At 46.6% G+C, this 25,809-nt stretch carries 24 protein-coding genes, 1 pseudogene and 2 riboswitches; of the genes and pseudogenes, 23 read left to right on the forward strand and 2 right to left on the reverse strand.

The window, feature by feature from the left end:
- Positions 1 to 141 precede the first annotated feature (141 nt).
- From C6Y45_RS08900 to C6Y45_RS08990, 18 genes and pseudogenes are all read left to right on the forward strand, one after another.
- A pseudogene (locus C6Y45_RS08900) lies at positions 142 to 582 on the forward strand (peroxiredoxin-like family protein); the annotation flags it as partial.
- 235 nt (positions 583 to 817) lie between these two features.
- Positions 818 to 926: riboswitch (SAM riboswitch) on the forward strand.
- A gap of 140 nt (positions 927 to 1,066) precedes the next feature.
- Complete coding sequence (locus C6Y45_RS08905; RefSeq protein ID WP_107584875.1) at positions 1,067 to 2,092, forward strand: methionine ABC transporter ATP-binding protein; 1,026 nt, start codon at positions 1,067 to 1,069, stop codon at positions 2,090 to 2,092.
- A gap of 46 nt (positions 2,093 to 2,138) precedes the next feature.
- Positions 2,139 to 2,768 (forward strand): methionine ABC transporter permease, encoded by a 630-nt coding sequence (locus C6Y45_RS08910; protein ID WP_107584913.1) that lies wholly within the window; start codon positions 2,139 to 2,141, stop codon positions 2,766 to 2,768.
- Between the two features lie 17 nt (positions 2,769 to 2,785).
- The gene (locus C6Y45_RS08915; protein WP_107584876.1) at positions 2,786 to 3,712 is read left to right on the forward strand and encodes a MetQ/NlpA family ABC transporter substrate-binding protein; all 927 of its coding nucleotides are present in this window, start codon (positions 2,786 to 2,788) and stop codon (positions 3,710 to 3,712) included.
- 391 nt (positions 3,713 to 4,103) lie between these two features.
- On the forward strand, positions 4,104 to 4,247 hold the full coding sequence (locus tag C6Y45_RS17790) for a YuzK family famiily protein (protein WP_170098736.1): 144 nt from the start codon (positions 4,104 to 4,106) through the stop codon (positions 4,245 to 4,247).
- 1,037 nt (positions 4,248 to 5,284) lie between these two features.
- Complete coding sequence (gene sufC / locus C6Y45_RS08925; RefSeq protein WP_107584878.1) at positions 5,285 to 6,067, forward strand: Fe-S cluster assembly ATPase SufC; 783 nt, start codon at positions 5,285 to 5,287, stop codon at positions 6,065 to 6,067.
- A gap of 22 nt (positions 6,068 to 6,089) precedes the next feature.
- A complete protein-coding gene (gene sufD / locus C6Y45_RS08930) occupies positions 6,090 to 7,397 on the forward strand; it encodes a Fe-S cluster assembly protein SufD (protein ID WP_107584879.1) in 1,308 nt (435 codons plus the stop codon).
- 2 nt (positions 7,398 to 7,399) lie between these two features.
- Positions 7,400 to 8,623 (forward strand): cysteine desulfurase, encoded by a 1,224-nt coding sequence (locus C6Y45_RS08935; protein ID WP_107584880.1) that lies wholly within the window; start codon positions 7,400 to 7,402, stop codon positions 8,621 to 8,623.
- Positions 8,610 to 9,050 carry a Fe-S cluster assembly sulfur transfer protein SufU gene (gene sufU, locus C6Y45_RS08940; protein ID WP_107584881.1) on the forward strand — a complete coding sequence of 147 codons (441 nt, stop codon included), beginning with the start codon at positions 8,610 to 8,612 and terminating at the stop codon, positions 9,048 to 9,050. The genes C6Y45_RS08935 and sufU overlap by 14 nt, the downstream gene beginning before the upstream one ends.
- A gap of 121 nt (positions 9,051 to 9,171) precedes the next feature.
- Positions 9,172 to 10,569, forward strand: a complete 1,398-nt coding sequence (gene sufB / locus C6Y45_RS08945; RefSeq protein WP_107584882.1) for a Fe-S cluster assembly protein SufB — start codon at positions 9,172 to 9,174, stop codon at positions 10,567 to 10,569.
- Between the two features lie 384 nt (positions 10,570 to 10,953).
- Entirely contained in the window at positions 10,954 to 11,838 is an 885-nt protein-coding gene (locus C6Y45_RS08950; protein ID WP_107584883.1) for a DUF72 domain-containing protein, read from the forward strand.
- Positions 11,839 to 12,161: 323 nt separating this feature from the next.
- The gene (locus C6Y45_RS08955; RefSeq protein WP_107584884.1) at positions 12,162 to 12,983 is read left to right on the forward strand and encodes a sulfite exporter TauE/SafE family protein; all 822 of its coding nucleotides are present in this window, start codon (positions 12,162 to 12,164) and stop codon (positions 12,981 to 12,983) included.
- A gap of 16 nt (positions 12,984 to 12,999) precedes the next feature.
- Positions 13,000 to 14,355, forward strand: coding sequence for a bifunctional metallophosphatase/5'-nucleotidase (locus tag C6Y45_RS08960; RefSeq protein WP_107584885.1), 1,356 nt, complete (start codon positions 13,000 to 13,002; stop codon positions 14,353 to 14,355).
- A gap of 26 nt (positions 14,356 to 14,381) precedes the next feature.
- The gene (locus C6Y45_RS08965) at positions 14,382 to 15,176 is read left to right on the forward strand and encodes a thymidylate synthase (RefSeq protein ID WP_107584886.1); all 795 of its coding nucleotides are present in this window, start codon (positions 14,382 to 14,384) and stop codon (positions 15,174 to 15,176) included.
- Positions 15,173 to 15,676, forward strand: coding sequence for a dihydrofolate reductase (locus C6Y45_RS08970; RefSeq protein WP_107584887.1), 504 nt, complete (start codon positions 15,173 to 15,175; stop codon positions 15,674 to 15,676). Before C6Y45_RS08965 ends, C6Y45_RS08970 begins: the two co-directional genes overlap by 4 nt.
- A 47-nt stretch (positions 15,677 to 15,723) precedes the next feature.
- Positions 15,724 to 15,897: riboswitch (Lysine riboswitch) on the forward strand.
- An 80-nt stretch (positions 15,898 to 15,977) separates the two neighbouring features.
- The gene (locus C6Y45_RS08980) at positions 15,978 to 17,552 is read left to right on the forward strand and encodes a Na+/H+ antiporter NhaC family protein (protein ID WP_107584889.1); all 1,575 of its coding nucleotides are present in this window, start codon (positions 15,978 to 15,980) and stop codon (positions 17,550 to 17,552) included.
- Positions 17,553 to 17,692: 140 nt separating this feature from the next.
- Complete coding sequence (locus tag C6Y45_RS17490; protein WP_107584890.1) at positions 17,693 to 17,995, forward strand: hypothetical protein; 303 nt, start codon at positions 17,693 to 17,695, stop codon at positions 17,993 to 17,995.
- Between the two features lie 777 nt (positions 17,996 to 18,772).
- Positions 18,773 to 20,116: a sodium-dependent transporter gene (locus C6Y45_RS08990; protein WP_107584891.1), complete on the forward strand. Its 1,344-nt coding sequence runs from the start codon at positions 18,773 to 18,775 to the stop codon at positions 20,114 to 20,116.
- A gap of 90 nt (positions 20,117 to 20,206) precedes the next feature.
- On the opposite strand, the gene C6Y45_RS18110 is transcribed toward C6Y45_RS08990, so the two are convergent.
- On the reverse strand, positions 20,207 to 20,341 hold the full coding sequence (locus tag C6Y45_RS18110; RefSeq protein WP_281260605.1) for a hypothetical protein: 135 nt from the start codon (positions 20,339 to 20,341) through the stop codon (positions 20,207 to 20,209).
- Between the two features lie 236 nt (positions 20,342 to 20,577).
- Between C6Y45_RS18110 and lipA the strand changes: the two genes are divergently transcribed.
- Both lipA and C6Y45_RS09000 read left to right on the forward strand, forming a co-directional pair.
- Positions 20,578 to 21,462 (forward strand): lipoyl synthase, encoded by an 885-nt coding sequence (gene lipA / locus C6Y45_RS08995; protein ID WP_107584892.1) that lies wholly within the window; start codon positions 20,578 to 20,580, stop codon positions 21,460 to 21,462.
- A 68-nt stretch (positions 21,463 to 21,530) separates the two neighbouring features.
- Positions 21,531 to 21,902, forward strand: coding sequence for a YutD family protein (locus C6Y45_RS09000; RefSeq protein WP_342752435.1), 372 nt, complete (start codon positions 21,531 to 21,533; stop codon positions 21,900 to 21,902).
- Positions 21,903 to 22,418: 516 nt separating this feature from the next.
- Here C6Y45_RS09000 and glpX read toward each other — a convergent pair.
- On the reverse strand, positions 22,419 to 23,390 hold the full coding sequence (gene glpX, locus C6Y45_RS09005; protein ID WP_107584893.1) for a class II fructose-bisphosphatase: 972 nt from the start codon (positions 23,388 to 23,390) through the stop codon (positions 22,419 to 22,421).
- 169 nt (positions 23,391 to 23,559) lie between these two features.
- Between glpX and C6Y45_RS09010 the strand changes: the two genes are divergently transcribed.
- The 3 genes from C6Y45_RS09010 to C6Y45_RS09020 are packed head-to-tail and all read left to right on the forward strand — an operon-like array spanning position 23,560 to position 25,767.
- Positions 23,560 to 24,015 carry a DUF86 domain-containing protein gene (locus C6Y45_RS09010; protein ID WP_107584894.1) on the forward strand — a complete coding sequence of 152 codons (456 nt, stop codon included), beginning with the start codon at positions 23,560 to 23,562 and terminating at the stop codon, positions 24,013 to 24,015.
- Positions 24,012 to 24,800, forward strand: a complete 789-nt coding sequence (locus tag C6Y45_RS09015; protein WP_107584895.1) for a TIGR01457 family HAD-type hydrolase — start codon at positions 24,012 to 24,014, stop codon at positions 24,798 to 24,800. The genes C6Y45_RS09010 and C6Y45_RS09015 overlap by 4 nt, the downstream gene beginning before the upstream one ends.
- Complete coding sequence (locus tag C6Y45_RS09020) at positions 24,793 to 25,767, forward strand: 2-hydroxyacid dehydrogenase (protein WP_107584896.1); 975 nt, start codon at positions 24,793 to 24,795, stop codon at positions 25,765 to 25,767. Before C6Y45_RS09015 ends, C6Y45_RS09020 begins: the two co-directional genes overlap by 8 nt.
- Positions 25,768 to 25,809 lie beyond the last annotated feature (42 nt).

Consider the following 25,809-nt stretch of genomic DNA (forward strand, 5'->3'; position numbering starts at 1 on the left):
AGAATGGGAGGCTGTCCTTTAATGGATTTAAATTACACGTTGGAAACGAGCAGCAGAGAGCACGTAAACCTTGAGGAAATTGTCAAGCAGCAGCACACCGTTGTAGCATTCGGCCGTCATCTTGGCTGACCTTACTGCAGGAAATTCCTCGCGCAGTTGCGTGAGCATAGTGACGATATTAAGAAAAACGGCTTTCAGATCGTAGTAATTGTTCCTCACAATGGAGAGTTTGTACAGGAGTTTCTTGACGCTTTCGATCCTTATCCGTTCCCTATCTATGGAGATCCGGCGCGGAAGGCTTACAAAGACATGGGGCATAAAAGCATGTCAAAAGGTAAACTTCTTGTTAAATCCGGCGTCGGGGTTTTGAAGGGCAAACTGAAGGAGATTCTTCCTGAGAAAGCGGAGCAGAAATCCGTAGTGAAAAAATCCATGACTTCTGCCGACGTTTCTATCCAGGGAGGCACATGGTTGTTTGATGACAATGGGGAAGTTCTCTGGAATCATATTGATGAATCCCCGGAAGACCATGCAGATGCAAAAGAAATCGTACAGGAAACCGAAAAACACCGCGGCAGTTAATGCTGTGGTGTTTTTTATCGGCGTGATTCCAACTGAATTACACATGTGCAGGTTGTGAATAAGCTCCTATTTCAAGGACTGACACAGCCCGGGCTGGAGCGAAGTTTCCTCCAGTCATCAACACCAAATTTTATAATAGTTTTATGCAAAAACCGCACACTCATACGTAAGTAACAAATTGTTGACAAGCTTATCTGCCAGTGATATTATCCATCTTAGACTAAAAAGTGCATATTTCTTATCAAGAGTGGTGGAGGGACTGGCCTGATGAAACCCGGCAACCACCAGGCAGAAGCCTGGAAGGTGCCAATTCCTTTGAAGGGAAATCCTTCAACAGATAAGATTTAAGACTCCCTTTCGTGAGCCTTTCTACTTATCTGGAAGCGTAGAAAGGCTTTTTTTATGTCTTTTTTTATAAAAACACTTTTGCGCGTTAAACGAACTAAAGTGATAGGAATAATAGTAAAAGAAAGGAGCAGATGGTTTGATTACACTGCAGAAACTGGCAAAAGTATTCAATACAAAAGATGGAGCTGTGACTGCTGTGGATGACATCGACCTGACGATAGATCAGGGAGAGATTTTTGGTGTTATTGGATACAGCGGTGCAGGAAAAAGTACACTCATCCGTATGCTGAACATGCTGGAAGCTCCTTCTGAAGGAACTGTGGAAGTAGCAGGAAAGCCGATGCATACACTGAAAAACAGGCAGCTTCGTGAAGCACGACAGGAAATCGGCATGATTTTTCAGCATTTCAACCTTCTCTGGTCGAGAACAGTAGCAGAAAATATCGCCTTTCCTCTGGAAATCAAAGGCCTTTCCAAAAGTGAGCAGAAAGAAAGGGTGGATGAGCTTATCAAGCTCGTCGGTCTCGAAGGACGCGGAGGATCCTATCCATCCCAGCTGAGCGGCGGTCAGAAGCAGCGGGTGGGCATAGCACGGGCCCTGGCAAATAATCCGAAAGTACTGCTTTGTGACGAAGCAACTTCGGCACTGGATCCGAAAACGACAGACTCTATACTTGACCTGCTTGTAGACATAAATAAGAAGCTCGGTCTAACGATTGTGCTGATTACTCATGAGATGCACGTCATCCGAAAAATATGCCACCGGGTGGCAGTAATGGAAAATGGTAAAATCGTTGAACAGGGGGATGTTCTTGATATATTCCGGCGGCCCCGGCAGGAAATGACCAAAGAATTTGTTAAGCAGGTAACTGAACCTGAAGAAACAGAGGAAGCACTGAACCATTTGTTCGGTGAAGAAGGCATCGGCCAGGTGCTTCAGCTGACGTTTGTCGGCGGTGAAACACAGCGGCCACTCATAACAGATGTGATTCGGCAGTTTGAAGTTGATATCAGCATTCTGCAGGGTAAAATCTCCCAGACGCAGCACGGATCCTACGGTTCCCTGTATATAAGTATGCGCGGGGATAAGAATACGGTGAAGGAAGCGGTTGATTATATTCGTGCCCAGCAGGTGGAAGTTGAGGTGATTCACGGTGGATAAATTGATAGCTGCCTCTGCGCTGTTTGGCGAAGTGAACTGGGAAAATATGTGGGATGCCACAGTAGAAACACTTTATATGACTGTCGTAGCTCTTCTTTTCACTTTTATATTTGGTATAATGCTCGGGCTTCTTCTGTTTTTGACAGACAGGGGACAGCTCTGGCAGAATAAAACAGCTCATTTTATAATCGGAGCATACGTAAATATCTTCCGTTCGATTCCGTTTATTATATTAATCGTACTTCTTATTCCATTCACCCGGACGATGCTTGGAACGATGCTTGGACCTTCAGCTGCCCTTCCCGCATTGATAATTGGTGCCGCCCCTTTTTATGCACGAATGGTGGAAATAGCCCTGCGGGAAATCGATAAAGGAGTTTTTGAAGCTTCCAAAGCAATGGGAGCGACCAACGGACAGATTATCCGTAAAGTACTGCTGCCGGAATCAATGCCGGCTCTCGTGTCAGGTATTACGGTCACCGCGATCGCCCTCGTCAGCTACACGGCCATGGCGGGTGTTATCGGAGCCGGAGGACTGGGAGACCTTGCTTTCAGAGACGGTTTCCAGCGGAATAATCCGGAAATCACATTCACGGCAACAATTATCGTACTCATAATCGTCTTTATTCTTCAGTTTATCGGCGATTATATTACAAATAAATTAGATAAAAGATAATCAGGAGGTTTTTTGTTATGAAAAAAGTATTGAAGCTTACAGCGTTAAGTGCAGTATCCATTTCCCTTCTTGCAGCATGTGGAGATGAGGAAAATAATGGCGCCGCTGATAATAATAACGGCGGAGCCGATGTTAACGAGGAAAACAACACGGAAGATGCTGCGGAAGAAAATAACGGAGAAGAGAGTGAAGAAGCAGCAGAGGATTCAGAGCCGCTTACAGTAGGAGCTTCCAACGTACCTCACGCTGAAATTCTGGAGTTTGCCGAGCCGCTTCTGGAAGAAGAAGGAGTGGAGCTTGAAATTCAAACGTTTAATGATTATATTCTACCGAACGAAGCGCTCGCTGACGGGGAAATTGACGCGAACTATTTCCAGCACGTTCCTTATCTTGAATCGCAAATAGAAGAGCACGGCTTTGATTTTGTGAACATGGGCGGTATTCATATTGAGCCGATCGGTATTTACTCCCAGGATTACGGTTCCCTGGAAGAGCTGCCGGAAGGCGCGGAAATCATCATGAGCAGTTCTATAGCTGATCACGGACGCATTCTTATGATGCTTGAAGAAGAAGAGCTCATTACACTTGAAGAAGGAGCAGGTGTGGAAGCAACGATTGACGATATTGCAGAAAATCCAAACGACTTTAACTTTCAGGACAACGTAGAAGCGGCACTTCTTCCAACAGCTTACGATAATAATGAAGGTGATGCTGTTCTGATCAATTCCAACTATGCACTTGATGCAGGACTCAGCCCGACAGAAGATGCAATTGCTATGGAATCGGCTGACCAGGATAACCCTTATGCCAACGTCGTTGCAGCAAGAAGCGAAGACGAAAACGATGCCCGTATTGAAACACTCGTGGAAGTTCTTCTATCTGACGATGTAAGAGAATATATTGAAGATAACTATGAAGGTGCAGTAGTTCCTGTAGAAGATTAAATCTGTTTTTATAAAGCAGCTTCGGCAATCATTTTGCCGTGGCTGCTTTTTTTACAGACAAAAAAGTCTGGATGCACGAGTAAAAATCATAAGTGCCGCAATACCTGGAATATGTTCAGGACAGATTTAGACATAAAATGTTCACAATTACACGTATTGCTTTTGATATCAGGAGTATAAGGGAGGAAAACCACCAAATAATTAAGATAAAGCAGGTGAGAAATAACGAGAGAGCAGAATACAGAATTGTCAGAAAATATGACTTTGTATGCGCATTGGTTCACAAAGAGCCGGGTGGTAAAATATGAAATATCCGACACATAAGCGGAAAAACACTTTGGAAGGAACGTGATTTACTATCCATCAAATTGATACGAAAACAACTGCTGGAATGGAACGAGCTATGCATTCAACGCACGGAATGGGGTACGCAGAATACAACCGCACACTTGATAACCGTCTTGAAGTGGAAAACAGCCGGCAGAAAGACTATGAAACGAGTCAAAAGATCGTAGAGCAATTTATTAATGGATAATATCACCTAAGCCGGGAAGCGGATGCTTCCCGGCTCTTCTTTATTCAGGGAGAAAGCAATGTTAAAGTCGGCGGTTGATAACTGGAGAAACACTTCGCTTTCCAACGGTATGCCATAGAGGAGATTTTCGGGAAGGCTGCGCCCTATTCTCCAATATCCTTCTTCCACGGGCCGGTTCCGCTTTGTTTTCTTTATAAAAAAAGAAAAGTTCTGCTTTTCATGAGCACAGTTCTTTATTCCGTAAAACCGAGGCCTAAGTAATTCTTTCAAGAACAATCCGGAGCTTTAACAGAGACATTCATACAAAATCATTGCACCATATTAGGTGAAAACAGTCTTTTCTATCGTTCGTTTAACATCTCCTGCTTTTTCCTTCGAAAGATAATAGAACGCGGTCGTTTTACCGGAAGCTGTAGTGGACATGGAGGGACTCCAGAGCGAGCAGGGCCGAGCCCCACTCTGACCGACAAAAGAAGGGCAGAATTAGCTGAGGACGGCCCGCTCGGAAAGCCTCTCCATGGAAACGAAAGCGAACGTTCGTTTTTTTATTCTCAGGGCAGCCAGGGAGAAAGAAATAGAAAGTGTCCGTTCTGTTCCGACGAGTGTAACAATAGAAAAAAGGCCTGTTTAGTCAATAAAGTTTTTTATTTGTATAATGAGCGCCGGAACAGCTTTTCTGCTGCTTATGAGGGTCTGAGAGGGGGACATTCTGAGAAACTAATCTAATTAATATTTATTCTCAATTAGAGATTAAAAAACCCTCCTATTGAGAATAGAAGGATTCTGGGTATATTGGTGTGAAAAGAAGAAGGAGAGCAGAACCGGTGCGGTTCCAGGGATATGAAAAAGAATTAAGCGTATGACTTGAACTCACTATACATATAAGATAAGATTAGAATGAAAATAATTTAGGAATCTATTGAGGATTCTTCTGTTCTGATAGAAGGCTGATGGGAAGCTCAGCGCTTCCTATTTTCATGCCTATTATCTTAACATGATTATAAACTAACTTTCAAAAAAAGATGGAGGTATACGTTATGACCAAGCCAAGCTTAAGTGTAAAAGATCTTCATGTATCCATTGAAGAAAAAGAGATTCTGAAAGGTTTTGGAATAGATGTAAAGGGTGGAGAGATCCACGCTATTATGGGACCGAACGGAACAGGTAAATCCACCCTGGCATCCGCTCTCATGGGTCACCCAAATTACGAAGTGACAAGTGGTGAAGCAACGTTCAACGGTGAAGATCTTTTTGAGATGGAAGTTGACGAGCGTGCGCGTGCAGGACTTTTCCTTGCTATGCAGTATCCGAGCGAAGTGTCCGGTGTGACGAACGCTGACTTTATTCGCTCTGCAATGAATGCGGACCGTTCCGAAGACGATCAAGTATCTCTTATGCAGTTTATCCGCAAAATCGACGATAAAATGGGAATGCTTGAAATTGATCAGTCTTTCCAGCACCGTTATCTGAACGAAGGTTTCTCCGGCGGGGAGAAGAAACGTAACGAAATTCTTCAGCTTCTTATGCTTGAGCCGAAGATCGCCATTCTGGACGAAATCGACTCCGGACTGGATATCGATGCGCTGAAAGTTGTTGCAAAAGGAATCAACGAGCTCCGCAGCGACGATTTCGGATGCATGATTATTACTCACTATCAGCGTCTTCTTAACTACATCCAGCCTGACTATGTACACGTTATGATGCAGGGACGCATCGTAAAATCAGGTGGACCGGAGCTTGCACAGAAGCTTGAAGAGCAGGGTTACGACTGGATTAAAGAAGAACTCGGTATCGAAGACGAGCGAGTAGGGCAGGAATAAGCTGCAGAAGGAGGATGTACACATGACGACGGAATTAACGTTTCCAGTAAATGAACAACAGCTTCAGAGCTTTTCCAAAGACCGTCAGGAGCCGGAATGGTTTACAAATGCGCGCCTGGACGCTCTTACAAAAGCAGGAAAGCTTGAGCTGCCAAAGCCTGATAAAACAAAAATTACGAAGTGGAACTTCACCTCTTTTTCCTATGATGCGCAGGGAGAAGCTACTTCATCCTATAAAGAACTTTCCGACGCTGTTCGCACGCTTGTCGGAGAGGAAGAAAAAGTCGAAAACCTTATAACACAGAAAAACGGCCGGTCCACTTACGAGGCAGTTCAGGCTGAGCTCCGTGAACAGGGTGTTATTTTCACCGACATGGAAACAGCTTTGAAAGAACACGGGGACCTCGTACAGAAGTACTTCATGAAGGACGCTGTCTCTGTGGACGAGAACAGCCTGACAGCAGCCCACGCAGCGCTTGTCAACGGCGGGGTATTCATTTACGTTCCGGAAGGTGTGGAAGTGAAATCGCCGCTTCAGGCTATCTTCGCACATGAAGGCAGTTTCGGACTGTTTAATCACGTTCTGATTGTAGCGGAAGCGAACAGCTCCCTGACGTATATCGAAAACTATCTCAGTGAAGGCTCCGGTGAAGAAGCAGCAGCAAACATCGTGGCAGAAGTGTACTTGGAAGACGGAGCTAAAGTCCGCTTCGGTGCAGTTGATAATCTGGCCGGTGCTGTTACTACCTATGTAAACCGCCGCGGTCAGGTCAATGGCCGGGACGCTGAGCTTTACTGGGCACTCGGACAGATGAACGACGGCAATACTGTATCTGAAAACACAACGTACCTGCACGGTCAGGGCTCTTATGGAGACACAAAAACTGTTTCTATCGGCCGTGGAAAGCAGATTCAGAACTTTACAACGAACGTGATCCACTTCGGCAAGGACACGGACGGTCAGATTCTGAAGCACGGTGTCATGAAAGAAGCTGCTACTTCGATCTTTAACGGTATTTCCAAGATCGAAAAAGGCGCAACGAAGGCTAATGGGGAACAGACGGAGCGCGTTCTGATGCTCAGTGAAAAAGCACGCGGAGACGCAAATCCGATTCTTCTTATTGACGAAGACGATGTAACAGCCGGCCACGCTGCTTCTGTTGGTAAAATTGATCCTCTGCAGATGTTCTACCTTATGAGCCGCGGGCTTTCCCAGACAGAAGCAGAACGTCTGATTATCCACGGTTTCCTGGAGCCGGTTGTCGGTGCACTTCCGATCGACTCCGTGAAAGAGCAGCTCTATGACCTGATCGAAAGGAAAGTGTACTAATTATGGATATTCAGGAAGTCCGCCGCCAGTTTCCTATTTTAGACCAGGAGGTAAACGGGCATCCGCTCGTTTACCTGGACAGTGCCGCAACTTCCCAGAAACCGCGTCAAGTCATTGAAGCTGTAGAAGATTATTACAAACGCTACAATTCCAATGTCCACCGCGGAGTTCATACACTCGGCTCAATGGCAACAGATGGATATGAAGGAGCCCGGGAAAAAGTCCGCCGGTTCATTCATGCTTCCAGTATGGAAGAAATTATCTTCCTCAGAGGAACGACAACAGCTATCAACCTTGTAGCTTCCAGCTACGGCAGGGCCAACGTCGGCGAAGGTGACGAAATTGTCATTACACCGATGGAGCATCACAGTAACATTATTCCGTGGCAGCAGCTTGCAAAAGCGACAGGTGCAGAGCTGAAGTACATTCCACTCGAAGAAGACGGTACGATCAGTGTGGAGAAGGCACGGGAAACAATCACAGCAAATACTAAGATTGTTTCCGTGATGCATGTATCCAACGTGCTGGGCACAATCAACCCGGTAAAGGAAATTACGTCAATTGCCCATGAAAACGGAGCGGTCATGGTTGTGGACGGAGCTCAGTCTGTTCCGCATATGAAAGTGGATGTACAGGATATTGGTGCTGATTTCTTCGCTTTTTCCGGACACAAAATGTGTGCGCCAACCGGCATCGGTGTACTTTACGGAAAGAAAAAGCTTCTTAAAGAGATGGAACCGGTCGAATTCGGTGGTGAAATGATCGATTTTGTCGGGCTGTATGACTCTACTTGGAAAGAGCTGCCGTGGAAATTTGAGGGCGGAACTCCGATCATTGCAGGTGCTGTCGGTCTCGGAGCGGCAATTGACTTCCTGGAGGACATCGGTCTCGATAATATTGAAGCCCACGAAAGAAAACTGGCCCGCTACGCGCTGGATCAGCTGAAAGACAAAGATGGAGTGACAGTTTACGGGCCACAGGACCGCGCAGGTATCGTCACTTTTAATTCCGATGACGTTCACCCGCACGACCTTGCTACTGTTCTTGATTCTGAAGGCGTAGCGGTCCGGGCCGGTCATCACTGTGCGCAGCCGCTGATGAAATGGCTCGACGTGACAGCGACTGCCCGCGCCAGCTTCTACCTGTATAATACAGAAGAAGACGTGGACAAGTTTACAGCATCACTACAAACAGCAAAGGAGTATTTCGGAGATGTCTTTGGATAATAAATTGGACACACTTTACCGTCAGGTGATCATGGATCATTATAAAAATCCCCGGAACCGGGGAGAAGTAGACGGGGAAACGTTGAAAGTGGATATGAATAATCCCACATGCGGCGACCGGATCCAGCTCCAGATGAAGGTAGAAGATGGAAAGATCGCTGAAGCGAAATTCAACGGAGAAGGATGCTCCATCAGTCTTTCTTCCGCTTCCATGATGACCCAGGCGGTAAAAGGTCTCCCTGTTGAGGATGCTCTCCGCATGTCAGCGCTGTTCTCTGACATGATGCTCGGAAAAGAAATTGATCCTGCCGGTCTGGATCTTGGTGATCTGGAAGCACTGCAGGGTGTACAGAAATTTCCGGCCCGTATTAAGTGCGCTACGCTGGCCTGGAAAGCAATGGAGCAGGGGCTTGAAGAAGAGAAATAACTTCCGGTCTTTGTAAAACAGGCCCATATCATGTAAAATGAAACCACAAGCTGATAGTCATTCGTGTCAGGTTAAGATATAGGAGGCAGGGCCTCACCAGATTTTTAAAGGAGGGTTTCATATGGCTAAAGAAATGCCAGAACTCGAGGAATATCAATATGGGTTTTCAGATAAAGATATTTCTATTTTCCGATCCAAAAAAGGATTGACGGAAGATATTGTCCGTGAAATTTCCCGTATGAAAGAAGAACCACAGTGGATGCTCGATTTCCGTCTGAAGTCTCTCGAGCAGTTTTATAAAATGCCGATGCCGACATGGGGCGGTGACATTTCCGATCTGGACTTCGACGAAATCACGTATTACGTGAAGCCGTCCGAACAGTCCGAGCGTTCATGGGACGAAGTGCCGGAAGAAATTAAAAATACTTTCGATAAGCTCGGTATCCCTGAAGCAGAGCAGAAATACCTTGCCGGTGTATCTGCACAGTATGAATCCGAAGTGGTTTACCACAACATGAAACAGGAACTGACGGATCAGGGAATCATCTTTAAAGATACAGATACTGCAATGAAAGAAGACGAGGAAATTTTCCGGGAGCATTTCGGTAAAGTTATCCCTCCGTCTGACAACAAATTCGCAGCACTGAACTCAGCTGTATGGTCCGGCGGATCTTTCATCTACGTACCAAAAGGCGTTAAAACGGATACTCCTCTTCAGGCGTATTTCCGAATTAACTCCGAGAACATGGGTCAGTTCGAGCGTACGCTTATCATTGCGGATGAAGACAGCTCTGTCCACTATGTGGAAGGCTGTACTGCACCGGTGTATACGACGAACTCCCTGCACAGTGCTGTAGTGGAAATTATCGTTAAAAAGAATGCCTACTGCCGTTACACGACGATCCAGAACTGGGCTCCGAACGTGTACAACCTTGTTACGAAGCGTGCTGTAGCAGAAGAGAACGCCGTAATGGAATGGGTTGACGGTAACATCGGCTCCAAACTTACGATGAAGTATCCGGCTGTTGTGATGAAAGGCCGCGGTGCCCGTGGTAACGTTCTTTCTATCGCAATTGCAGGTAAAGGCCAGCATCAGGACGCAGGCGCTAAAATGCACCACCTTGCTCCGGACTGCTCTTCTTCCATTGTGTCGAAGTCCATTTCCAAGCATGGCGGTAAAGTAACGTACCGTGGAATTGTCCACTTTGGACGTAAATCAGAACGGTCCCGTTCCAACATTGAGTGTGATACGCTCATTATGGATAACGAGTCCACTTCTGATACAATTCCTTACAACGAAATTCTTAACAATAATATCTCCCTCGAGCACGAGGCGACTGTTTCCAAAGTATCGGAAGAGCAGCTCTTCTATCTGATGAGCCGCGGTGTCTCCGAGCAGGAAGCAACAGAAATGATCGTAATGGGCTTTATCGAGCCGTTTACGAAAGAGCTTCCGATGGAGTACGCTGTAGAAATGAACCGTCTTATCAAGTTCGAGATGGAAGGTTCTATCGGTTAATAAGTGTTAAGGGACGGCGGATCCGCTATGCGGGTCCGCTTTTCTTATGGAGGAAGTTCCTGCCCCCGCAATAAAATATTTTCCTGCTATATACATTGAACTTAATATTTATATAGATAGAATGATAGACCTTGAAAGTGGTCTTCCCTGTTAAAAGAAGGAAGGGATCAGCTGAGGCCGGCCCGGAAAGTGTCTCCAAGAAAACGAAAGCGCCTGGTTACAGAAGCGAAATCTACTTATTAAGTTCAACATATATAATTACTGTTTCATCTTCTGAAAAAGGTATTGTCCTGAATGCTTTTAGGGTAAAGAAATAAAAGGTACAGACGGAAACGCAGCAGTTCGTGAATTTTATAAGATCACCAGAAAGCAGGTGCTGAAATCATGAAGAATAATATTCAAATTGGAGTAACGGGTTGGGGCGATCACCCCTCTTTATACGAAAGTCTCGGTTCGACGGCTTCAAAGCTGGAGACGTATGCCGGCCATTTCCCGGTCGTAGAACTGGACGCTTCATTTTATGCCATTCCACCGGCTTCCTCCATCAATAAGTGGCTCAGGGAAACACCGACGCAGTTTCAATTCGTTGTAAAGGCTTATCAGGGTATGACCGGGCATCAGCGGGGAGACATTCCATTTGATTCCAAAGAAGAAATGCTTGAGGCATACCGAAAAACATTCCGGCCAATGCTTGAAGAAGGAAAGTTGAGCTTCGTTCTCTGTCAGTTTCCGCCATGGTTTGACTGTCAGCAGAAGCATGTACAATATTTAAAATGGCTGCGGGAAGAACTGCGTGAATTTCCAGCTGCGCTGGAGTTCCGTCATGAGTCCTGGTACAGTGAAGAAATGAGGGAGCGTACGCTGGCCTATATGGAAGATGATGACTGGATCCATACGGTCTGTGATGAACCTCAGATTGGTGAACGCTCTGTGCCATTTGTTCCTGTACGTACGCACAAAGATCATACATTTGTCCGTCTGCACGGGAGAAATAAAGCAGCCTGGCAGAAGCCTGTTAAAGGGGAAGAATGGCGGGATATCCGCTATTTGTATGATTATTCCCGGGAGGAGCTGCAGGAAATAAAAACAGAAGTGAAAAAGCTTGCTTCTGAAAATCATACGGTTACCGTTGTTTTTAATAACAATTCAGGCAGACACGCAGCGGGGAATGCAAAACAGTTTATCGGAATGCTCGGTATTGAATATGAAGGACTTGCCCCGAAACAGCTCGATCTTTTTGGGGATATGGATCAGTCACAGAATAAATAAAGATAGAAAGTATGCTGGCCAGTTAAAAAGCAAACCGTGAACGTCATTTTGAGCGAAAGAAAGATTCAAAGAAATTTTAGATTACAATAGAGAGATAGATGCATTTAAAAACTGCACCATGAAAACTTCTAACGCTGGGTAACGAAGGCGGGGAAACCCAGAGGATCAGCGTCGTTTGAAAATCCGATCTGGCGGTCTGTTTTCCCGCTGAGATTAGTCAGTAACAGGCCCGCGGGTACGCCACGCTGAGAGTGCAGGAGCGTTATGTCCATCACATAAACGAGCTGTTTTTAAGACAGTCTGAAAGAAAGGACTTATGCTGAATGGAATGGATTTTACTGATGTTTTTAGGGCTGACAGCGGCTGTTACAGGCAGCCTGCTCGGTCTTGGGGGCGGAATTGTTATCGTCCCGGTTTTAATTGTTATGGGAGGATATACAGGCATTCTGGAAGGGATTTCTCCCCAGACAGCGGTAGGGACATCGCTCCTCGTAATGATATTTACCGGCCTTTCTTCCACACTCGCCTACATGAAGCAGAAAACGGTCGATTTTCAGAGCGGATGGATTTTTTTCATCGGAAGTGCGCCGGGAGCTCTTTTCGGAGTCTGGCTGAATAATGGTATCGAAACAGGTGCTTTCTTTGCTGCCTTCGGTCTGTTTATGATCCTCGTTTCCTTTCTTCTCATGATCCGGGGGAAAATTAAGCCGCTTCCTCTCCGGCCAAATGGTATCCGCCGGACGTTTCGGGAATCGGACGGCACACTGAGGGAATACGGATATGAACCGTGGCTCGGTATTGTTATTTCTTTTTTTACCGGTATGTTTTCCGGCCTTTTCGGCATCGGGGGAGGGTCCCTGATCGTTCCTGCGATGGTTATTCTGTTTGCCTTTCCTCCGCATATTGCTGTAGCAACATCGATGTTTCTCGTGTTTCTATCGGCAGCGGTAAGTTCCATTTCCCATATAGCACTGGGGAATGTAAACTGGCTGTATGCGCTGGCACTGATTCCGGGAGCCTGGTTCGGCGGACAGATCGGTGCATGGATTAACCGGCGGCTGAAAAGTGGTACGCTTATCTTTGCTTTACGGATCGTGCTTGTTATTATAGGTATCAGGTTAATCTTTGAAGGGGTGACCGGATAGAGAGGAGAAGCAGATCATGACTACACTGACCATTCTGCATACGAACGATTTACATAGTGAGCTTGACCAGTGGTCTGCGGTTACTTCGCTCATTTCCCATCAGAGACAGCGTGCCGAAAAGCTCGGCCATGATGTCCTGCTTTTTGATATTGGTGACCACTGCGACAGATTTCACCCGCTGACGGAAGGACTGCTTGGAAAAGGAAATATTGAACTTTTGAATGATGCGGCCTATACGGCTGCAACGATAGGGAACAATGAAGGGATAACTCTTTCCAGGCAGGAGCTCGATAGTCTGTATGAAAACGCAGAATTTGATGTTCTGCTGGCGAATCTTTTTTATGAAAGCGGGGGACGCCCGGACTGGTGCCGCCCCTGGAAACTGTACGAACTTTCCGAAGGCAGAACAGCTGCCGTTTTTGGAGTGACTATTCCTTTCTATGCTTTTTATGAAGAGCTTGGCTGGCATGTGACGGATCCGATAAAAGCGGTGGGTGATATCCTCCCGGAAATGGAGAAAGAGGCAGATTTTATTATCGGGCTTTCTCATTTAGGTCTGCGCCTCGATGAACAGATGGCGGAAAATTTCCCCCGGATTGACCTGCTGCTTGGAGCGCATACGCATCACGTACTGAAAGGCGGCAGAAAGGCCGGTCATACATGGATTCATCAGTGCGGCCGTTCCGGCTCCCATGTAGGGGAAGTTACGGTTAATATGGAGGAAGCGGCAGAAATAGCGTATATCCAGACACACGAAGTAGATGATTCAAGAAGAGATGCTTCTACAGAAACGAAGCTTTACGATATAGAACAACGGGCGCTCGTCCATATGGAAGAAGAAATAACCGACATACCGGATAAAATGGATGTGTCCTGGTACGGAGCCTCTCCACTGACACAGCTCCTTGCAGAAGGATTGAGGGAATGGTGCGGTGCTGATATTGCTATGGTCAACGCGGGGCTGCTGCTGAACGGCCTTCCTAAGGGCAGTATAACGAGAAAACATATTCATGAAATATGCCCGCATCCGATCAACCCGGCAAAAGTGACGATGAGTGGAAGTGATATTGCCAGACTGATGAGACAGTCGAGTGATAATACGATGATTCATTATGCACTTAAAGGCTACGGCTTCCGGGGAAAAGTACTGGGATTTCCTGTCTTTACAGGAGAGGACTGGACGGCAGATACGCTTGAAAAAATCGGGGAAGCCGGCAGGCAGATAGAGCCCGAAAAATACTACAGTGTAGCGGTGCCGGACCTATATACATTCAGTCATCTTTATCCTTTTATTACAGATCTCAGGGAAACATCTTATTTTATGCCGGAATTTCTCCGGGATGTGCTCACTTGGAAACTGAGGCAATCTTAAAAAAAGAATGGAAAGGAAGTAGGCATATGGAAAACTACCATGAGCTGTGCAGACATATTCTTGATAATGGAACGGCAAAAGGGGACCGGACAGGGACCGGTACAGTCAGTACGTTCGGCTGGCAGATGCGTTTTGATCTTCAGAAAGGTTTTCCGCTTGTAACGACGAAAAAGATGGCTGTAAAGGCGATGATTCATGAGCTGCTCTGGTTTATCCAGGGGGATACAAATGTGAAGTATCTCCAGGAGAACGGTGTCCGCATCTGGAATGAGTGGGCGGACGAAAATGGAGATCTCGGACCGGTGTACGGCAGACAGTGGAGAAGCTGGCCCACGCCATCCGGGGAAACAATTGATCAGCTGCGGCAGGTCATCGATGCAATTAAAGAAACTCCAAATTCCCGGCGGCTGATCGTTAATTCATGGAACGTCGGAGAACTGGAAGACATGGCTCTTGCCCCATGCCACTGTCTGTTCCAGTTTTACGTAGCGGACGGGAAGCTTTCCTGCCAGCTTTATCAAAGATCGGCAGACGTTTTTCTCGGTGTACCGTTCAATATCGGCTCCTATGCGCTTCTGACGATGATGGTTGCACAGGAATGCGGACTCGAGCCGGGGGAATTCATCCATACATTCGGCGACGTGCACATATACAACAATCACTTGGAACAGGTGAAACTGCAGCTGACGAGAGAGCCGTATCCGCTTCCGGTTATGAAACTGAATCCGGATGTTAAACGGATTGAAGACTTCCGCTTTGAAGATTTTGAACTGACAGGCTACGAACATCATCCTGCGATTAAAGGGAAGGTTTCCGTATGATCTCCATGATTGCTGCAATGGCCGAAAACCGGGTAATAGGTAAAGATGGGGGCATGCCCTGGCATCTGCCGGGAGACCTCCGCTTTTTTAAAGAAACAACATACGGGAAAACCGTTGTCATGGGAAGAAAAACGTACGAATCGATCGGAAAACCGCTTTCCGGAAGAAAAAATGTCGTCATGACGTCACGGACAAACTTCCAGCCGGAAGGAGTCACTGTAGTTCATACAAAAGAAGACGTACTGCAGCTGGAAAAAAAGGAGCAGGAGCTTGTCATTATGGGAGGAGCAACGCTTTACGAAGCTTTTATGTTCGAAGCGGACAGGCTTTACCTGACCCGGATCGAGAAGGAGTTTTCAGGGGATACGTTTTTTCCTGAATTTAATGAGAGTGAATGGGAAACCGTTGAGGAAAGACGGGGAGAAATAAACGAAAAAAATCAAATTCCCCACGTGTTTCAAACACTGGAACGGAAGGTTGATTCTTCAAAAAAGGTATGATATGATTTTCAGGCTGAATTGAATATTAAGCAAGGAAACCTCATGCACAATGAGGTGGAGGAGCGGAAGCAATGAGTCGTATACTCGAGCCGGGCACCGGCAGGGAAAGTATATAAAAGGTGCTTCCGCCGAAGTCCTGAAAGCCGATGCCGCTTTCAGAGGCTGGGTCTTTACCGAACAGGTAAAGAACTGTCGCATAACTGCGGAGAGCTGCTTTACAGCATGGAGGGAAACTGCTTTTAGGAAGGGCAGGGGAATTCCCCTGCCCTTTTTGTGTGCAAAAATAGAAAGGGGAAGAATCATGGAACACGGTATTTTATCCTTACTGCCGCCCGTTCTGGCACTTGTGCTCGTTCTTATTACGAAGCGAGTACTGCTGTCGCTCGGTGTCGGTATTATTACAGGGGCCCTGATGGTGCACCAGACGGAAGAAATGTTCGTCAATGCAGCTATTATGGACATTTTGACAATTGTAACGAATATTTTCGTGACAGAAGACGGAATCAACACCTGGGAATTTTATATTATTCTTTTCCTTTTCCTGCTGGGAATGATTGCCGCTTTGATTACGATTACCGGAGGCGGACGGGCTTTCGGGGAATGGGCGATGGCCCGTGTAAAAACCCGGGTGGGGGCTCAGTTTACGGCAGCGTTTCTCGGGGTCATCATCTTCATCGATGACTATTTCAACAGCCTCACAGTCGGAAATGTGAGCAGGCCGCTGACGGACCGTCACCGGATTTCCCGGGCGAAGATTGCCTATGTGGTGGACTCTACGGCTGCCCCAATGTGTGTTATTTCTCCTGTATCCAGCTGGGGAGCATACATTATTACGATTATCGGAGGCATCCTTGCGACACACGGAGTAATGCAGTACGAAGCGCTCCATGCCTTCCTGCTTATTGCTCCGATGAATTTTTACGCTGTATTTGCGATCATCGCTGTGTTTGCAGTAGCCTACTGGAAGCTCGATGTCGGTCCAATGAAGGCGCACGAATTCCGTGCCGTGGAGTGGAATGAGCTTGTAGACCGCTCGAAAGGACCGATACCGGGAGAAAACGAAGACGCTGTGCCCCAGGCCCATGGAAAGGTCTCTGATCTGGTTGTACCGATTCTTATATTGATCGTCGGAACGGTCTTCTTTATGGTCGTTACAGGGATTCAGGCGACGGAAGGTGAGCTGTCACTGCTTGCCACATTCGAAAACACAGATGTCGCTGCTGCACTTCTTTACGGCGGGCTCGTAAGTTTTGCTTCGGCTCTTTTCCTCGCTTTTATGCGAAAAGTAAGCGTCAAGCATATCAGCCTCGGTTTATGGTCCGGAATCAAATCGATGCTTCCGGCGATTTACATTCTTATTTTCGCCTGGACAATTATCGAAATTATCGACGCGCTTGGAACGGGCGAATATCTGGCAGCACAGGTGGATACGTTCATCCCGGTTGCTCTGCTTCCGGCCCTGCTGTTCCTTGTGGCAGGATTTATGGCGTTCAGTACCGGAACATCGTGGGGAACGTTCGCGATCATGCTTCCAATTGCCGGGGATATTGCTGCGGCCACAGATATTACGATGATGCTTCCAGTACTCGCAGCTGTTCTTGCGGGAGCCATTTTCGGAGATCACTGCTCTCCAATTTCAGACACGACTATTCTTTCTTCGGCTGGGGCAGGAAGCCATCATATTGACCACGTACTGACACAGCTCCCTTATGCATTGCTCGTAGGTCTCACGGCTACTGCTTCGTTCCTTGTACTCGGCTTCACCGGAAGTACCATTCTCGGACTCGCAGCCGGGGCCGTTGTTCTTGCCGCGATTTTACTGCTTCTGCATTTTGCAGCAAAGCGTGAGCCGCGTATTAAAGCGGAAAAAGCATAGTTTGCACAGAAATCTGAGAATTTTTCCACAAAGCGATTTCAGAATGAAAAAACTGACGTATTAGAAATACTGAACAGGAAAGTGTCAGGACCGGAATGGTCCTGACACTTTTCAGGCTGTTTATAAAGTGTTTTTTATACATGCCTATGCATTTCCCTGCTTTCACCTCCGCAGGACGCTTTCCGGGCGGGCCGGCTTCAGCTAATTTCTTCCTTCCAATGCTCGGAAGAAATGGATCTTCTGCTCGTCCTATCTCGCCTCGGAGTCGCCTGCTGCAGCTCCAGCAGGAAAATAAAAAGAAGGTTTCTCTTCTAAAAAATGTGTTGATTCCGCCCTTTCTTCCATTCAGGAGAGGCTTCTTCCTCCGGAACGACCGGCGGGGACGCCGGTGGGATAAAGTGAAGTCGGAAGATCCTTTTCAAAGCCGGAGGGCAAACAGCTGATGACGAGCCCCACGGCAAGCTTCCGCCGGGGAGTGCAGGAGAAAGCTATACATTCAGAAGAATAATTATTCTGAAACCAAGACTTAATCAACACTCTGGAAAGTGTCAGGACCGGAATGGTCCTGACACTTTTTTACTGGCTTTTCGCAGAAGATACCCTCTTTCTGCTTTTATTTTCAGATGATAAGGGGGAGGGAAATCGCTGTTCTTCCAGAAGTTCTCGGGATGTAAGGAAGAATTCCAGCCCTGGTGGTAATTCTTCCGGCTTCTTAATTTAATTCCACTGCCTGTGAAAGAACATATTTCTTTTGACAGGCTCTTTTTGGAGCAAAGTTTTCTTCATTCATCAGTACCAAACTTTACTATACCTTTTTAGTAACCTTATTTTTCATACCCAAAATGAAACATATGCTGCCTGCTGCAGAACGAAAAGGTACAGAGAGAGGTTTTATTCGTTAAAAAATACAGCATAAGCGTATGCATAGAAAAACTGCATATATTATTATATAAAAATAAATCCTTCTGTAAATTTCCTTTTTTACTACTTTGAAAGTACAGAATAAAAACAGTGTTTGCTCACAAAAACACAATTTTCTGGTTAAAATAAATATTCAGAAAAGTCTTTGACTTTTTCCCATATAATAATTATAATGAAATAGCAAAGCATAGAAATATGAAAAAATTAGGAAATGATAAGGGAGGGAGGACACAGTTTTTTCTCATACTTATAGCATGGTTTTCCAATGATTAACAGAGATATAAGGAGGGGGTTGTACAATGGCTGCACCACGGGAGCATTTCGCGACGAAATTAGGTTTTATTCTTGCGGCAGTAGGGTCTGCTGTAGGTCTGGGTAATATCTGGCGTTTTTCCTATGTAACCGGTGAAAGCGGGGGAGCCGCTTTTTTACTCGTATATGTCTTATGTATTTTCCTTATTGGTCTTCCCGTTCTTCTTGCAGAATTTTCGATCGGGCGGAGAGGTCAGTCAGACGTTATTGGTTCATTTAACAAAATAGCACCGGGGAAACCATGGGTTATCGGTGGTATTCTCGGCGTTCTGACATCATTTTTGATTTTATCGTTTTACGGCGTTATTGCCGGCTGGGTATTCTACTATATCTTCGCCTATATATCAGGGCAGGCTGGCGCTGTGGAGACTGAAGGATACGCCGACTTTTTCGTTAACTTTATCGGAGGAACGGCCGGTCCTATTTTCTGGCAGGTACTGTTTATGGCTCTTGTTATTTTTATCGTCTTTTTCGGTGTAAGAAAAGGGATTGAGCTGTCCAACAGAATTTTCATGCCGCTTCTTGCTATTATCCTTATTTTCCTTGCAGGATACAGTCTGACACTGGATGGAGCCGGGGAAGGACTTGCCTTCCTTTTCACTCCGGACTGGAATGCATTTTCGGACCCTGGAGTATATGCTTCAGCTGTAGGCCAGGCATTCTTCACGCTGTCCCTCGGGATGGGTGCCATGATTACGTACAGCAGTTATCTTGGTAAAGAAACACGGCTCCCGAGTGCAGCCGGGGGAGTTGTAACACTCGACACGATCTTTGCGATTGTTGCCGGTATCGTTATCTTTCCGGCGGTATTTTCTTTCGCAAGTGTCGAGCCGGATGCTGGACCAGGACTTATCTTCATAGTGCTTCCGGAAGTATTTAACCAGATGGGAACCGGCGGTACAGTGTTTGCCCTGTTCTTCTTCTTCCTTGTAGGAATTGCGGCACTTTCTTCTGCGATTTCCCTGCTGGAAGTAACTGTTTCGTACATTATGAGACAGCTGAATATGAACCGTCATAAATCGACGCTTCTTGCTGGTGTGGCTGTAACAGCACTCGGTGTTCCTTCCGCATTAAGCCAGGGCGGACCATTCACAATGGAATTTTTAGGCCTTCCATTCCTGGATTTTGTGGACACAGTTACTGACCAGTACACGCTTCCACTCGGTGGACTTATTGTAGCGTTATTTGTAGGCTGGGGATGGAACAAGGTTGACGCACTGAAGGAAACCGGTTTGACTGATTCCATTATTGGTACTCTCTGGCTGTGGATTCTCCGTGTTGTCGCTCCACTCGGTATTGCCTGGATTCTTTTCCAGAATATTTTCGGATAAAATGGTTAAATGATTAGAAGATTTACTGATCAGCAGGTAATAGTTTTACAGGAAAAGGAGGCCCTCATCTGCGGGTCTCTTTTTCTGTTTTTAAGGCTCTGTTAAAGCTCCGGGTTGTTTTTGCAGCACCTGCGGCTCCTTTTTCTTCGCTTGCCGCGGAAAGATCGCCTTGGCCCTGGTTGCTCCCTTTGTACCTTCTTCATTCAACCAGCGGGCTTTCTGCATGTGTCCACAACAGACTTTAACACAGTCTTTTTTAAAAGCCGGATCACACACTGTCAGAGGAACCGGTCTGGGGCACTAGTGAGACGGGAGGAACGAAAGGGGGAGTCGTAATAAAGCCACTGTTTAATAAGGTATGCCAAAAGAAGGTATTTAAACGTGGCTGTTGGAGGAAAGTGCTGGAATGTGATAAAGTAGAAGACGAATTATACATAAATTTACGAAGGGCGTGAGCTTGCATGGCAAAGCAGGAAGAATATCTGCGCAAGCCCGAGTGGCTGAAAATAAAGCTTAATACAAATGAGTCCTATAAAGGTTTAAAGAAACTAATGCGTGAAAAGCGCCTCCATACGGTCTGTGAAGAAGCTAAGTGTCCAAATATTCATGAATGCTGGGCGGAAAGAAAAACAGCAACGTTTATGATTCTCGGGGACGTATGTACACGGGCGTGCCGTTTCTGTGCGGTGAAAACAGGTCTGCCGAACGAACTTGACTGGGAGGAGCCGGAAAGACTCGCGGAATCCGTACAGGTAATGGGACTGAAGCATGTAGTCATTACGGCTGTGGCCAGGGATGACCTTCGGGACGGTGGAGCGGCTGTTTTTGCAGAAACAGTCCGTCAGGTCCGGAAAATGAATCCGGGGACAAGCATCGAGGTTCTTCCTTCTGATATGGGAGGAAAAGAGGAAAATGTTAAAACTCTTATTGATGCAAAGCCGGATATTTTCAACCACAATATTGAAACAATCCGTCGTCTTACGCCGCGGGTCCGGGCACGGGCAAAATACGACCGCACACTTAACGTTTTACGTATTTCCAAACAGCTGAATCCATCTATCCCGACGAAATCGAGTCTGATGATCGGACTTGGAGAAACGAAGGAAGAAATTATAGAACTGATGGATGACCTCCGGGATGCAGATGTGGACATTATGACTATCGGCCAGTATCTGCAGCCGACAAAATCCCATCTGAAAATCAAAAAATACTGGTCACCTGAGGAATTTGCCGAACTGAAGGAAATTGCTCTTTCCAAAGGATTTAAACACTGCGAAGCCGGTCCGCTCGTTCGTTCCTCTTATCATGCGGATGAACAGGTGAATGCAGCAAAGGCGAACAGCTGATAGGTTAAACTGAGAAAAGCACCGTAACGGACTCCGTTGCGGTGTTTTTCAAAGAGAGCAGGAAAGAATTGAAATTTGCCTGGAAATCCGGCAAGATAGAGAAAGAAGGCAGGTGGCGAACGATGATTCAGATTCAGGGGAATATGTACGAAATAGTTGAAGACGTCCGGAACGGATGGTCGGAAGAAGCTTTTAAGGAGCGCTACAGTGATATTTTAAACAAATATGATTATATTGTAGGCGACTGGGGATATGAACAGCTCCGGCTGAAAGGTTTTTTTGAAGAAAGCCACCGGAAATCAGCTCCTGATGCCAAAATTAATTTTCTGCATGATTATATTTACGAATACTGTAATTTCGGCTGTGCCTATTTCGTCATTAAAAAAGTCGGAAAAACTAAAGAGCAGCCTGAAACAGAAGAGGAAGCCCAGGAATCGTAAATGATTTATGGAAGAAAGATTCCACAGAGAGAGGGCAGGAGAAATCTGTACACCGGAATAATTATCCTGAAAGCAAAACTTAATTAACACTTAGAAAAAGTATATTTTCATGTATAGATATACACTGCCCTGCTTTCACCTTTCCGGCCGGGCTCAGCTAATTTCTTCCAACATATGGATGGAAGGAATGGATCTTCGTCCCGGCCTTAATCGCCCAGGAGTCGTCCCTGCGGCTGCTGCAGGGAAATCAAAAAAAGGTTTCTGCTATGAAGAATCCCTCTTTATAAAGCCATATCCTTCGATAAAGAGATGATTTCCCCTCCGAAACGGCGGAGGCGCAGCGCGGTCAGACCATGACACAGGCCAAACAGCTGAAGGCCAGCTCCACGGCAAGGCAAGAGAAGGAGCTTATACAGCGACTGGAATAACTATTCTGCACAGATCATTTAATCAACAAACTGAAAAGCAGAAAGGCCTCCGCCTTTCTGCTTTTTGTAGTCTGTTAAAAGACTTACACTACTTCGTTTCAAGCAGATGCGGCTTCTGGTTCAGGCGGTGATGGGCTTTTATATACCGGACCGTACCTGTTTTTGCCCGCATGACAATTGTGTCTGTTTCAACAAGATCCTTACCGAGAAAGCGGACGCCTTCGAGAAGCTCTCCTGAAGAAACTCCGGTAGCTGCGAAAATAGCATCATCACTTTTTACAAGGTCGTCGAGACTGAGATGCTGCTCCGGGTCTTCAATCCCCATCTTCCGGCACCGCTCATATTCTTCCTGATTGGAAGGGACGAGACGTGCCTGCATATCTCCCCCCAGCGTTTTAATTGCGGCTGCAGAGATGACCCCTTCCGGTGCCCCGCCCGTTCCGACAAACAAATCAATACCGGTACGCGGCATAACGGCAGCGATAGACGCCCCGACATCCCCGTCACCAAAAAGCTTTACCCGTGCACCTTTATTTTGTACGCGCCTTACTAGATCAGCGTGCCGTTCCCGCTCCTGAATAATTACTGTCACGTCCCGTACGCGTTTATCATTCATTTTTGCAACGATATCAATCGTTTTCTCAATCGGATCATCGAGCCGGACAAGTCCTGCTGCTTCAGGTCCGACTACAAGCTTCTCCATATACATATCCGGTGCGTGCAGGAGCGTCCCCCGATCAGCAATTGCAATAACAGCCATGGCATTCGGGTGACCTTTAGCTACAATACTTGTTCCTTCCAGAGGATCTACTGCAATATCAACTTCCGGACCTGTCCCGGTACCGAGTTCTTCGCCTATGTAGAGCATCGGTGCTTCATCCAGTTCTCCTTCTCCAATGACGACCGTTCCGTTCATGTTCACAGAGTCAAACATATTTCTCATCGCCGATGTAGCAGCATCATCCGCCTCGTTCTTTAATCCTCTTCCCATCCACTGAGCAGAAGCGAGGGCAGCAGCTTCTGTTACGCGCCCTACTTCCATTGCTAATTCGCGATCCATGTTAATTCCTCCAAATACGTATTTAATCCATGTATAATTATATGTACAAAATCCTTTATCATATTACCAGAGATTTTTGAGAAATGGAATGTAAAAATGGCGGAATTATGATTTTTATTTTGTTAAGGGCATTCAATGTGACATACTAATAGAAGGAGGAAAAGATACTATGTATTTTGTTGATCGAAAACTTATTGAAGAACGACTCGCATTTATTGAAGATATGAGCCGGCTGGTGGAGGAAGTTTACGAGGCAGAAAACGAATACGCATTGTACGCGGGAGAAAGAGCGTGCCACATGCTGATCGAATCGATGATGGACGTTGGAAATCAGATGATCGACGGATTTATCATGCGTGATCCGGGAAGCTTTGAAGATATCGCTGCGATTCTCGTCGATGAAAAAGTTATTCCCGCAGAAGAAGGCGGGGAAATGGAAGCACTGCTTCCGTGGAGAAAAGAGCTGCTTCAAAATTATACTTCCTACAGCTACGAAGCTATGATGGAAGGGTTCAGGGCGAACAGCAGAGCGTATAAAAAATTTCCAGAACGTGTACGACATTACTTAACAAATGAGCTCGGGCCGGTCTCGGCCTTTCTTCCGGAAGAGGAGGATCGTTCATGAATAAATATAAAGGGTATCTTATCGACCTGGACGGGACAATGTACCGTGGGACGGAACGTATCGATGCAGGACAAAGGCTTGTAGAACGCTTGAATGCAGCCGGCATTCCGTACATTTTCGTAACGAATAACTCCTCCCGGCGACCGGACCAGGTAGCGGAGAAACTGCGGGATATGGGCATCAATGCGCTCGAAGAAAACGTCATGACGACAAGTATGGCGACAGCGAAATACATAAAAAAGACGTATGGAGACGCGGCTGTCTACGTTATCGGGGAGGAAGGACTCCGGGAAGCGGTGGAAGCAGAAGGGCTTTCACTTTCAGAGGAAGAGGCAGATGTAGTAGTGATGGGTATTGACCGGAAAATTACGTATGAAAAACTTGCGAAAGCGTGCTTGTTTGTGCGCAGTGGAGCGGCCTTTTTATCAACGAACGGAGATAAAGCGATACCGACAGAAAGGGGCATGCTCCCCGGTAATGGCTCACTTACAGCCGTAGTGCAGGTTTCCACCGGACAGGATCCTTTGTTTATCGGTAAACCCGAAGCGGTAATTATGGAACAGGCTCTTCAGGCTCTCGGGACGGATAAAAAAGAAACGCTGATGATAGGAGATAATTACGACACGGATATTCTTGCCGGTATCCGGGCCGGTCTTGACACGCTGATGGTCTTTACCGGCGTTTCTACGAGAGAGGAACTTGCTGAAAAAGGGAACCAGCCTGTTTGGAAGGCTGACAGTCTGGACGAGTGGTCTGTAGAGAAAGGAGAAGTTCAACGTGACTAAACCATATGTATATGTAACGAGAAAGCTGCCGGAGGATACACTTAAGGAGCTGAGTAAAGCGGCGGATGTTGAATGCTGGCCGTATGAAGACCGTGCTGTAGACAGAGAAACCCTCCTGAAAAAGGCGGAGAAAGCAGACGGGCTGCTCACTATGCTGAGTGAACAAATTGATAAAGAACTGCTCGACCGGGCGCCGAATTTAAAAATATGTGCGAACATGGCTGTCGGGTACGATAATGTCGATCTTCAGGAAGCGGATAAGAGAGGTGTTGTAATCAGCAACACCCCCGACGTTTTGACGGAAGCAACGGCTGATCTTGCTTTTGCTCTATTGATGGCATCTGCCAGAAGACTGACCGAAGCGTCGGAGTATATTAAACGGGATGAATGGCGCGAGTGGGCTCCGTTTCTTCTTGCCGGCACGGAAGTCCATGGCAAAACCTTAGGGATCATCGGGATGGGAAGAATCGGCGCGGCAGTGGCAGGAAGAGCCAAAGGATTTAATATGAGGGTTCTTTATCATAACCGTTCCCGCCGTGAACATGTCGAAAAGGAAACGGGGGCTTCCTATGCAGAAAAAGCGGAGCTTCTGGAGACTGCTGATTTTGTTTGTGTCACAGCTCCGCTGACGCCGGAAACCAAAGGAATGATAGGGTCGGAGGAATTTAAAAAAATGAAAGACTCCGCCCACCTTATTAATATTTCCCGGGGACCTGTAATACAGGAGGAAGCACTTATAAAGGCCCTCCAGACGAAACAGATTGCCGGTGCGGGTCTGGACGTTTTTGACAGAGAACCAATCCGCTCAGATCATCCGCTGCTGCAGTTTAAGGAAGTAACGGCGCTGCCTCATATCGGCAGTGCTACGGTACAGACACGCAGGGACATGATGCAGCTTGCAGCGGCAAACATTCACGGCGTTCTTACAGGCAGAGGGGCGGAAACTCCTGTAGGCAGCCACAGGTAATTCGGCTGCCTTAAAGGCGCACTCAGCCGATGAATAATGATT

It is taken from the genome of Alkalicoccus saliphilus (assembly GCF_003044065.1).
Taxonomy (GTDB): Bacteria; Bacillota; Bacilli; order Bacillales; family Salisediminibacteriaceae; genus Alkalicoccus; species Alkalicoccus saliphilus.

Excerpts from the sequence above, each read along its gene's own strand:
- C6Y45_RS08910 (WP_107584913.1), top strand. The coding sequence starts at position 2,139 with ATGTGGGATGCCACAGTAGAAACACTTTATATGACTGTCGTAGCTCTT.
- C6Y45_RS08915 (WP_107584876.1), top strand. The coding sequence starts at position 2,786 with ATGAAAAAAGTATTGAAGCTTACAGCGTTAAGTGCAGTATCCATTTCC.
- C6Y45_RS17790 (WP_170098736.1), top strand. The coding sequence starts at position 4,104 with ATGGAACGAGCTATGCATTCAACGCACGGAATGGGGTACGCAGAATAC.
- sufC (WP_107584878.1), top strand. The coding sequence starts at position 5,285 with ATGACCAAGCCAAGCTTAAGTGTAAAAGATCTTCATGTATCCATTGAA.
- sufD (WP_107584879.1), top strand. The coding sequence starts at position 6,090 with ATGACGACGGAATTAACGTTTCCAGTAAATGAACAACAGCTTCAGAGC.
- C6Y45_RS08935 (WP_107584880.1), top strand. The coding sequence starts at position 7,400 with ATGGATATTCAGGAAGTCCGCCGCCAGTTTCCTATTTTAGACCAGGAG.
- sufU (WP_107584881.1), top strand. The coding sequence starts at position 8,610 with ATGTCTTTGGATAATAAATTGGACACACTTTACCGTCAGGTGATCATG.
- sufB (WP_107584882.1), top strand. The coding sequence starts at position 9,172 with ATGGCTAAAGAAATGCCAGAACTCGAGGAATATCAATATGGGTTTTCA.
- C6Y45_RS08950 (WP_107584883.1), top strand. The coding sequence starts at position 10,954 with ATGAAGAATAATATTCAAATTGGAGTAACGGGTTGGGGCGATCACCCC.
- C6Y45_RS08955 (WP_107584884.1), top strand. The coding sequence starts at position 12,162 with ATGGAATGGATTTTACTGATGTTTTTAGGGCTGACAGCGGCTGTTACA.
- C6Y45_RS08960 (WP_107584885.1), top strand. The coding sequence starts at position 13,000 with ATGACTACACTGACCATTCTGCATACGAACGATTTACATAGTGAGCTT.
- C6Y45_RS08965 (WP_107584886.1), top strand. The coding sequence starts at position 14,382 with ATGGAAAACTACCATGAGCTGTGCAGACATATTCTTGATAATGGAACG.
- C6Y45_RS08970 (WP_107584887.1), top strand. The coding sequence starts at position 15,173 with ATGATCTCCATGATTGCTGCAATGGCCGAAAACCGGGTAATAGGTAAA.
- C6Y45_RS08980 (WP_107584889.1), top strand. The coding sequence starts at position 15,978 with ATGGAACACGGTATTTTATCCTTACTGCCGCCCGTTCTGGCACTTGTG.
- C6Y45_RS17490 (WP_107584890.1), top strand. The coding sequence starts at position 17,693 with ATGCCTATGCATTTCCCTGCTTTCACCTCCGCAGGACGCTTTCCGGGC.
- C6Y45_RS08990 (WP_107584891.1), top strand. The coding sequence starts at position 18,773 with ATGGCTGCACCACGGGAGCATTTCGCGACGAAATTAGGTTTTATTCTT.
- C6Y45_RS18110 (WP_281260605.1), bottom strand. The coding sequence starts at position 20,341 with ATGCAGAAAGCCCGCTGGTTGAATGAAGAAGGTACAAAGGGAGCAACC.
- lipA (WP_107584892.1), top strand. The coding sequence starts at position 20,578 with ATGGCAAAGCAGGAAGAATATCTGCGCAAGCCCGAGTGGCTGAAAATA.
- glpX (WP_107584893.1), bottom strand. The coding sequence starts at position 23,390 with ATGGATCGCGAATTAGCAATGGAAGTAGGGCGCGTAACAGAAGCTGCT.
- C6Y45_RS09010 (WP_107584894.1), top strand. The coding sequence starts at position 23,560 with ATGTATTTTGTTGATCGAAAACTTATTGAAGAACGACTCGCATTTATT.
- C6Y45_RS09015 (WP_107584895.1), top strand. The coding sequence starts at position 24,012 with ATGAATAAATATAAAGGGTATCTTATCGACCTGGACGGGACAATGTAC.